Source organism: Catenuloplanes niger, from assembly GCF_031458255.1.
In the GTDB taxonomy this organism is placed as follows: Bacteria; Actinomycetota; Actinomycetes; order Mycobacteriales; family Micromonosporaceae; genus Catenuloplanes; species Catenuloplanes niger.
On record NZ_JAVDYC010000001.1, the window covers coordinates 6,810,665 to 6,820,253 of the forward strand.

General features: G+C 71.4%; 7 protein-coding genes. 4 read left to right on the forward strand and 3 right to left on the reverse strand.

The genetic code is table 11. The features are described 5' to 3' along the window. Positions 1-62: 62 nt before the first annotated feature. Together aroB and aroQ are read left to right on the forward strand one after the other, a co-directional pair. The gene (gene aroB, locus J2S44_RS30270; RefSeq protein ID WP_310429998.1) at positions 63-1,139 is read left to right on the forward strand and encodes a 3-dehydroquinate synthase; all 1,077 of its coding nucleotides are present in this window, start codon (positions 63-65) and stop codon (positions 1,137-1,139) included. Further along, the gene (gene aroQ / locus J2S44_RS30275; RefSeq protein WP_310420828.1) at positions 1,136-1,573 is read left to right on the forward strand and encodes a type II 3-dehydroquinate dehydratase; all 438 of its coding nucleotides are present in this window, start codon (positions 1,136-1,138) and stop codon (positions 1,571-1,573) included. The genes aroB and aroQ overlap by 4 nt, the downstream gene beginning before the upstream one ends. 40 nt (positions 1,574-1,613) lie before the next feature. Here the strand turns inward: aroQ and mptB are convergent, their stop codons facing one another. Next, positions 1,614-3,170, reverse strand: coding sequence for a polyprenol phosphomannose-dependent alpha 1,6 mannosyltransferase MptB (mptB, locus tag J2S44_RS30280; protein WP_310420829.1), 1,557 nt, complete (start codon positions 3,168-3,170; stop codon positions 1,614-1,616). A 196-nt stretch (positions 3,171-3,366) separates the two neighbouring features. On the opposite strand from mptB, the gene efp reads away from it, so the two are divergent. Together efp and nusB are read left to right on the forward strand one after the other, a co-directional pair. After that, complete coding sequence (efp, locus tag J2S44_RS30285) at positions 3,367-3,927, forward strand: elongation factor P (RefSeq protein ID WP_310420831.1); 561 nt, start codon at positions 3,367-3,369, stop codon at positions 3,925-3,927. Positions 3,928-3,950: 23 nt separating this feature from the next. Further along, on the forward strand, positions 3,951-4,361 hold the full coding sequence (nusB, locus tag J2S44_RS30290) for a transcription antitermination factor NusB (RefSeq protein WP_307245492.1): 411 nt from the start codon (positions 3,951-3,953) through the stop codon (positions 4,359-4,361). A gap of 1,069 nt (positions 4,362-5,430) precedes the next feature. Here nusB and J2S44_RS30295 read toward each other — a convergent pair. Further along, positions 5,431-6,636 (reverse strand): IS110 family RNA-guided transposase, encoded by a 1,206-nt coding sequence (locus J2S44_RS30295; RefSeq protein WP_310412446.1) that lies wholly within the window; start codon positions 6,634-6,636, stop codon positions 5,431-5,433. 2,322 nt (positions 6,637-8,958) lie between these two features. After that, a complete protein-coding gene (gene bldD / locus J2S44_RS30300; protein WP_033341766.1) occupies positions 8,959-9,447 on the reverse strand; it encodes a transcriptional regulator BldD in 489 nt (162 codons plus the stop codon). Between the last annotated feature and the right edge of the window lie 142 nt (positions 9,448-9,589).

The window sequence follows — 9,589 nt, forward strand, 5'->3', positions numbered from 1 at the left end:
GAGGTGTGCGGTGTCCCGGAGCGCGGCGCGTACTAGGCTCAGCGCCGATGACTGAGCTGACTGTGACCGAGCCGACGCGGATCGACGTCGGCGGCGACACCCCGTACCAGGTGCTGGTCGGCCGGGACCTGCTCGGCGAACTGCCGCCGATGCTGGCCGGCGCCGAACAGGCCGCGCTCCTCTACGCCGAACCACTCAAGGCGCACGCCGAGGCGCTGGCCGCCCGGCTCGACGGTGCCGGGCTCCGGACGGTGCCGATCGAGGTGCCGGACGCGGAGGACGGCAAGAGCATCGGCGTCGCGGCCGGCTGCTGGGACGCGCTCGGCGCGAACGGCTTCACCCGCAGCGACGTGGTGATCGGCCTCGGCGGCGGCGCGGTGACCGACCTGGCCGGGTTCGTGGCCGCGGCCTGGCTGCGCGGTGTCCGCTGGGTGCCGGTGTCCACGTCGCTGCTCGGCATGGTGGACGCTGCGGTCGGCGGCAAGACCGGCGTGAACACGTCGGCCGGCAAGAACCTGGTCGGCGCGTTCCACCCGCCGGCCGGCGTGCTCTGCGACCTGGCGATGCTGGACACGCTCCCGCACGCGGACCTGGTCGCCGGCCTGGCCGAGGTGGTCAAGTGCGGCTTCATCGCGGACCCGGCGATCCTCGACCTGATCGAGGCCGGCCCGGCCGCGGCCCAGGACCCGGCCTCGCCCGCGCTGCGCGAGCTGGTCGAGCGCGCGATCCGGGTCAAGGCGCACGTGGTCACGCACGACCTGCGCGAGTCCGGGCTGCGCGAGTTCCTCAACTACGGGCACACGCTCGCGCACGCGATCGAGAAGGTCGAGCACTACCGCTGGCGGCACGGCCACGCGGTCTCGGTCGGCCTGATCTACGCGGCCGCGCTCTCGGTCGCCACCGGGCACCTGAGCCCGGACGTCGCGGCCCGCCACCGCGCCGTGCTGACCTCGCTCGGCCTGCCGGTCGCCTACGAGGCGGACGCGTGGCCGGCGCTGCTCGCCGCGATGCGGGTGGACAAGAAGGCCCGCGGCAGCACGCTGCGGTTCGTGGTGCTGGACGGGCTCGGCAGCCCGGCGATCCTGGCCGGGCCCGCGGACGACGTGCTCGAGGCCGCCTACCGTGAGGTGATCGCGTGAGCCGGGTGCTGGTGCTCAACGGCCCCAACCTGGGCCGGCTCGGCAAGCGCCAGGTGGACGTCTACGGCCTGACGTCGTACGACGACCTCGTGCGCTTCTGCGTGGACGCGGGCCGGGAGGCCGGCCTGGACGTCGAGGTCCGGCAGACCGACGCGGAACACGAGATGCTGGCCTGGCTGTACGAGGCGGCGGACGACGGGATTCCCGTCGTGCTCAACGCGGGCGCCTGGACGCACTACAACCACGCGGTCCGGGACGCCTGCGCGATGCTCACCGCCCCGCTGGTCGAGGTGCACATCTCCAACATCCACGCGCGCGAGGAGTTCCGGCACCACTCGGTGCTCTCCGCGGTCGCCACCGGCGTCATCGCCGGCCTCGGCATCGAGGGCTACCGGCTCGCACTCCGGTACGTCGCGAGCACCGGGAACCGATGACCCTCCGCCGGTACGCCGCTGGGCGTACCGGCGGAACACGCTAGGCGGCGGTCTCGGCCGGGACCCGGGGCTTCCGGTAGAACGACTCGGCCCGTTCCACCGCGGGCTCGCGGCGCGGCAGCCACCACAGCAGCACCGCGCCCGCGGCCACCAGGACCACCGCGCCGCCGGTCAGGCCGACCGCCACGTCCACGGCCGAGGTCGGGCCGCCGGTCGGCACCACCAGCACGGCCAGCAGCGAGCTGCCCAGCGCCACCCAGCGCCGCACCGGGCTGTCCACCGCGTGCGGCGCGCCCGCCGCGACCAGCAGCACGCCCCACAGCAGGTACCACGGGTGCACCACCGGGCCGAGCAGCACCACCGCGAGCAGCCCCAGGCCGACCGCGTAGACCGGGCCGAGCACCCGGGCCCGGACCCACACCAGGAGCCCGCACCCGACCGCCGCCGCAAGTCCCACGCCGCGCCAGAACGGCACCGCGTGATGCGCCACCCCGGACCCGATCGCGTCCAGCAACTGGGCGGTCAGCGCGCCCGCGGTCGTGCTCATCGACATCCAGTTGTGCACCACCGTGGGCGTGTCCAGCGCCAGGATCCAGCCGACCCCCGTGCCGGCCAGCGCGTGCACCACGATCGCGGCCGCGGCCGCGACCAGCACGGTCAGCGGCGCCGTCCGCAGGAACGCCATGATCGGCCACCGCTCCCGCTCCGCCGGGGTCCGCTGGGCGCGCTGCGCCCACAGCAGCGCGCAGAACGGCAGCGCCAGCGCGGCCGGTGCCTTCACCAGCGCGGCCAGCGTCACCAGGGCCACGCCCAGCATCGGCCAGACCGCACCCGGCCGCCGGGAGACCATCACGGCCAGGCCGGCGCCCAGCAGGCCCAGCATCAGCGCGTCGTTGTGCGCGCCCGCCACCAGATGCGTCAGCACCAGCGGGTTCAGCACGCCGAGCCAGAGCGCAGCGCCGGGGGAGACACCCAGCCGGCGGGCGAGCACCGGCACCGCGAACGCCATCAGCGCCACACCGGCCACCGCGACCAGACGCATGCCGAACACACCCGCGATCACGTGCGTGCCGGTCAGCGTGGTGACCACCGCGGCCACGGCCAGGAACAGCGGACCGTACGGCGCGGGGGTGTGCTGCCAGATGCCCGGCACCTCGGCCGCGAGCGGGCCGCCCAGGCTCGACGGCCCGTACAGGTAGACGTCCATCCCCTGCGCGAACATCCGGCCCTGCGCGAGGTAGCTGTAGACGTCCCGGCTGAACAGCGGCGGCGCCACCACCAGCGGCGCCGCCCAGAGCCCGAGCGTGATCTGCATCGAGCGCGCGGCCGGGTTCTCCGCGCCCAGCCGCCACCAGGCGACCACCAGCAGAGCCAGCCCGGCGTACGCCACGACCAGGCCGACGCCGACCATGCCCGCCCGGTCCGCCGCCTGTTGATAGGGCAGCGCACCGGCCGTGGTCCCGCCCAACGCGAGCATCACGGCGCCGGCGAAGCCGAGCCATCGGGGCACGCCACCGACCATGATCGGACGGCCGGCGAGGCGGACGGTCGGCAAGCTGCGCGACACGCGGTTCGGCAGGCTGGAGGCAGTCAGCACGCCCGCAACTTGCCAGTAACGGGTGTCTATTCGGCGACGACGAGGTAACGATTGATTGATCGTCAACGGACGGCGGCGCGGTCATCACGCGCATGACCGGCCCGGGAGGCGGCGAGCCGGGTGCGCCGGTAGACTGGGCTATTGTCCGCAAACGTAGTGCCGGTTTCACACACACGGCTTCACACCAAGGCAGGAAATGGCGACCACCAACGACCTCAAGAACGGCCTGGTCCTCAACCTCGACAAGGAGCTGTGGTCCGTCGTCGAGTTCCAGCACGTGAAGCCCGGCAAGGGCCCGGCCTTCGTGCGCACCAAGCTGAAGAGCGTGATGTCCGGCAAGGTGGTCGACAAGACCTTCAACGCCGGCACCAAGGTCGAGACGGCCACGGTCGACAAGCGGACCATGCAGTACCTCTACCTCGACGGTGACGAGTACGTCTTCATGGACCACACCGACACGTTCGAGCAGTTCCACGTGCCGAGCGCGGTCGTCGGCTCGAACGCCGACTTCCTGCTGCCCGAGGCCGAGGTGACGGTCGCGTTCCACGAGGGCGTCCCGCTCTACGTCGAGCTGCCGACCTCGGTGTTCCTCGAGGTGACCTACACCGAGCCGGGCCTGCAGGGCGACCGCTCCACCGGCGGCACCAAGCCCGCCACCGTGGAGACCGGCGCGACGGTCCAGGTGCCGCTCTTCATCACCACCGGCGAAAAGATCAAGGTCGACACCCGCGACGGCCGCTACCTCGGCCGCTCCTAATGGCGGAGGGCCCGAAGCAGTCGATGCCCGCTCGCCGCAAGGCGCGCAAGCGGGCGCTCGACGTCCTCTACGAGGCCGACCTGCGGGACCTGCCGCCGGTCGAGGTCCTGGCCAGCTACCTCGAGCGCATCGAGCAGCCCCGGCCCGACCACATCGGCTACACGATCCACCTCGTCGAGGGCGTCGCCGCCCACCTCGACCGGGTCGACGAGCTGCTGGCCAGCTACGCCGAGGGCTGGACGATCGACCGCATGCCGGTCGTCGACCGGAACCTGGCGCGGATCGCGGTCTACGAGCTCCTCTACGCGGACGACATAGACGACGCGGTCGCCATCACGGAGGCCGTGGAGCTGGCACGCCAGATGTCCACCGACGATTCCCCGCGCTTCCTCAACGGCATCCTCGGCCGCATCGCCGAGTACGCCACCCGCTGAAGCACCCGCCCAGCCTCCCCCGAAAGCCCGCCCGGCCCCCAGCCCGGCGGGCTTTCGTTCACCCTTCTCGGGGGCCGGGCTGAGGGCCATTCGCCGCATCGAGCGCCACACCTGACGTCGTCCCGCCCGGGCCGCCGGCGACCCACGGCACAGGTACACCGCGTGGACGGCATCCGGCGTCGCGACCACGCAGGCCCGTCCGCGGCTGACGCCGCGACCCACGTGCCGCCGCCCGATCACGGTCTCGGACGACGCGCTCGCCGTGTCCGCCCGCGGCTGACGCCGTGACCCACGTCCGCCGTCCTTCGGCGTTACGAGTCGCGGGTCCAGCGCCGTTCGACGGCCACCCGCAGATCCGTTCGTGGCCGACGCCGTGACCTGCGGACCACCGGCGTCCGACGTCACGAGTCGCGCGGCCGCAGGCGGGCCGCAGGTCCGTTCGCGGCTGCCGTCGTGGCCTGCGACGCGGAGGCGGCCAACGGCGGAAGCTGCGGAGCCGGCGGCTATCGGCGGGTGTGATCCACCGATTCATCTTGTGGCTGGCGTCGCGGCCTGCGAATCACTGGCCTTCGACGATGGGAGTTGCGGGGTTGGCGGGCCCTGCCGGCGCGAGCCGCACACTACATCGCGACCTGCGGGTCACTGCTGGCCGGCAGCGCGAGTCGGGGCGTTGGCAGTGGTGAACAAGCGCGGTCCGCAGGCTCAGGTAAGCGGCGGCGTTCGACACCGCAGGTGAGGACGCGGTAGCGGCAGCCGGGAGGGTGGCGGCGCTCGTGGCGGAGATCGCCGGTGGCCGGTAGCGCGAGTTGCAATGCTCAGTGGGCGGCGGCGCGCCCCTCAGCCCGTCGATGACCGGCGATCCCGAACCGCGCTCCAGACGGACGACGCAAGCCCCGGCTTACCCCACGAGTCCTGTCCCTCAGGCCACCCCGCGAGTCTTATGCCCGGTGGACATTTGCGCATGGTCGATGGCCATGCTGCTCGCCCGGCCCAGCGAAGCCGGGCGTTTCGTAACCCGAGAGACAGACCTCAGCCCGGTTCCGCCGGGGGGGTGTCCCTATGGTTTTCGTCAAGCCTCAGGGGCAGATTCCTTGGTTGTTTTGGGCTGGTACGGGGTTTTGGTGCGGAGCATGGCGTGGAGGACGTCGGCGCGGCGGCGGGCGAGGCAGATGATGGCGGCGTTGTGTTTCTTGCCCTCAGCGCGTTTGCGGTCGTAGTAGGCCCTGGATGGTGGGTGGGACAGCGACGCGAACGCGGCGAGGAAGAACGCGCGTTTGAGCTGCTTGTTCCCGGATTTCGGCGGGTGTTCGCCGCGGATCGAGCTGCCGGAACGCCGCGTCACGGGCGCGAGCCCGGCGTAGGCGGCGAGGTGCCCTGCGGTCTTGAACGCGGTGGCGTCGCCGACTTCGAGGAGTATCCGGGCGCCGGTCCTGACGCCGATGCCGGGCATCGAGGTCAGGACCTCGGCGAGAGGGTGGGCATCAAGCATCCGTTCGACCTCGTCCGCGACCTGGTCACGCTGCTGCATGGCCTGCCGGAGGCTGTCGGCGAGTCGGGGCAGGACGGTCTCGGCGGCGGTGGTGCCGGGGACGGTGACGGTCTGCTCGTCCAGCGCGGCCAGGACCTGCTCGATGAGCCGGGCTCCCATCCGTGGCGCCTTCGGGGCGACGATCGAGGTGAGGTCGCGCCGGCCGGTCGTGCGCAGCCCAGCGGGGCCGCCGCAACGGGACAGCAGTTCCAGCACCGCTGGGTGGGTGACTTTGGGGCCGAGGATGCGTTCCAGTGGCGGGTGGATCTGGGTGAGCAGGCCGCGGATGCGGTTGCTGATCCGGGTGGCCTCGCCGGCCAGGTCGTCGTCGTAGCCGATCAGGACCTCCAGCTCGGCGAGGGTCTCGTCGCCGGTGTCGACGCGGCGCAGGGTGTGGGGCAGGGTGCGGGCGGCGTCGGCGATGACGTAGGCGTCTCTGGCGTCGGTCTTGGCCGTGCCGGGGTGGAGGTCGGCGAGGCGGCGCATCGCGAGTCCGGGCAGGTAGGCGACCTGGCAGCCGGTGGCGCGGGCGACCGCGACGGGCAGGGCGCCGATCGAGGCGGGCTGATCGACGACGACCAGGACCCGGCCGTGCCGGGCGAGTTTGGTGAACAGGGTCTTCAGACGTTTCTCGGTGTTCGGCAGCGGCGCATCGTGCAGCCGCTTTCCGTCCCGGCCGAGGGCGACCGCGTGGTGGTCGCTCTTGCCGACGTCGAGCCCGAGGAACACGTCGTACTCGTTGTGCACCGCATGCCTTCCATCACCGCAGGTCAACCGGGGTCCAGTCGCGGTCGGGCGTCGAACTGCCGGCACCCACGTTACGAAGAGACCAACCCCAGCAAGCGGGGCGGCCGGGTCCCTATTCAGCGGTCCGTCGACGCCACCCGACCCGGCGGCAACACCCCCCGGATCATGCGTACGACAGGGGGAAAGAGCCATACCGAGCCGAGCGACCAAACAACCCCGAAGGGGTTGATCAAAAAGGTAACGGGGCGATCCAGGCGTCATATCCACCGGACGCTTCGTGCCGAAGACATCTCCGGTCCTACGAGGCGAAGCGAGTACCGCACGCGGCAGCACCCGTCGTTCCAAGCGCGGTGACGCAGCCAGCCGCTTCGTGCCCTGAGCGACGGAGCCGACCGGCGTTCCTTACGCACCCGGCGGAGACGGAACTTGTGCCCTGAGCGCGGAGCCGCGGCGGCGTCTTCTGCGCCGGGCGTTGGGGTGGGGCGCGTGTGCTTGAGTGGCGGAGTTGCGGCAGCGTCTTCTGCACCGGGTGTCGGGGTCGGGCGCGTGTGCTTGAGTGGCAGAGTTGCGGCAGCGTCCTCTGCACCGGGCATCGGAATCGGGCACGTGTGCTTGAGCGGCCGACCATGCGCATTCTCTGCATCGGCTGGCGGAGCTGGGCACTCTGCGCCCGAGGGGTGGAGCCGGGCGCACGTTACTGCACCGGCTGGCGGAGCCGGTGCAGTACATGACCTGAGCGGCGAAGCCAGGCGTGAGGGTTTCCATGTCGGTTGCCGATTCCGACACGTCGATCCCGGAGCGGCTGCGCCGGGCGGCGTCGCGCGCCGTGCCCGCGGAGCCGAGCACGGCGTGACCCGAACAGCGGAGTCAGTCACTTCAAGTTCCGAACGGCGGAGCCGGCCGCCCGTGTCCCGAACGGCGGAGCCGTTCGGCTCGTCCGGCCTGAGGTGGCGTCGACACCGACTGCCCGAAATTTCCGACAAAGTGGGTCTATCGCTCAACCGTTGCATTCGTTGAAACGCAGCTCGCCTTAACGCGAGCCTTGAGCGATCAATCAGGTGAGCAGAAGATAGGTCATCTAGCGAAGTGGATCGACTTTTTGCTCACCTGATTGATCGCTCAGGCCGGGGTGGCGGCGTCGGGTCGCGAGATTGAGTGGTCGTGGCGCCACAGGTACCCGCTATCTGGTGATATTTCGGACTAGCGCCAGGCATCGTTGCCCGGTGAAGAGTGCGTGAGCCAGCGTCGGGACAGCGGCGAACCATGCGGTGAGGGCGGCGGAACATGCGGTGGGTGTGCCGGGATACGCGCTGGGTGCGGTGAAGGATGCCGTGAGGATGGGCGCGTCGGCGCGGGGTGGCGGCGGAGATGCCGAGGAGGCGGCGGCAGACTGCGTGCGTGTCTGCGTCAGCGCCGCGAGGGTGGCCGGAGACATCGTGAGCGCTGCGGACGATGCCGTGAGCGCAACGGACTGATGCCGCGAGAGTCCGTTGCGAATGCGAAGAACGAGACCGCGATGACGCGCAGCGGGTCCTCGCGCCCGCTTTGACGTCAGGGCGAAGGTGAAAAGGTGGCGGAGGGTGGCGAAGGATGCCGCAAAGGTGGTGGAGAGGGCGAGAGTGCGCTTGAGCGCGAAGGGCGAGAGTGCGGTGACGTGCAGCGCGGGCCCGGCTTCTGCCTGTCGGCGCCGGACCGGTGGCGGCGGAAGCCGTGAGCGTGAACAAACGAAACCACGTTGACGTGCGGCGCGGTCCGCTCCTGCCCGGCGGTGCCGGGTCGGAGGCGAAGGATGCCGCAGGTGGCGGAGGGTGTGCCGCGAGTACGGCGGCGGAGGTGGCGCGACGTGTGGCGGCCTGGGCGGCCGCGAGTGTGGCGGCGCGAGTGCCGCGAGTACGGCGGCCGGGGGTGCCGTGACAGCGGTGGAAGAGCCGGGTGTCGCGGCAGTGGTGGAGGGGCCCGGCGTGCCGAGATCTGCTGATCGTTACGGCGTGGAGTGCCGGGGGCCGGGGCGCCGCGAGGCGCGGGGTGGCCGGAGCGGCGTCCTGGCGGAGGGCGGCGGGGCCGGGGATGGCGGCGGGGCCGGGGGTGTACGTGCGAAAACCGCGCAGCGGGTGGCTGCGCGGTGGGCCCGGGGGCGCTCTGCGTAGCGATGCGCGGCGCGGTGGGCCGGAAGCGTGAGGGGGATGGAGTATGCGGTCGGCGGAGGGGAGGCCGGCCGGTTTGACGTTCAGTCGGTCGGGCGGTCCGTGCTGAGTGGGGCACGGGCCGCCCGGTGCTGACGGCCGGCCGGGCTGTACGAGGCCCGGTGCGGCCTAAAGCGCCTTAGGAGGCGAAGAAGGCGCGCGGGTCGGCGACCAGCACACCGGCCTCGGTGAGGCGCTCGATCAGGCCGGAGGGGGAGATGTCGTAGACGATGGCGAGGGCGCGCAGGTCGTCAGCCCTTATGGAGAGGACGCGACCGTTGTAGTCGCCGCGCTGCTGCTGGATGGCGCGCGCGTAGCGGGCGACGTACGCGAGGTCCTCGCCGGCCTCGTCGTAGAGCTTCTCGAGGTCGAGAACGATCTTGTTGGTCGGCTCGTGCCGGATGCCGCTGCCGTCGGGCAGCAGCTCGGAGACCGGAACCCGGTAGAAGTCGGCCAGCTCGGCCAGGCGGGAGACGGTGACCGCGCGGTCGCCGCGCTCGTAGGAGCCGACGACGACGGCCTTCCAGCGCCCGTTCGACTTCTCCTCCACACCCTGCAGGGAGAGACCCTGCTGCTGGCGGATAGAGCGCAGGCGGGCGCCCAAAGACTTGGCGTACTCAGAGGGCATCAGGACACTCCAGTGCTGGCGTGGGCTTCAGACCCACCGCGCGATCGCTACGCTGCGTGACGGTACGTCGCTAAAGACACGCGGTCAAGTGGCGATTACGGTCCAGTTGGCGAGATCATAGGACTTGACCGGTTTTTCGCTT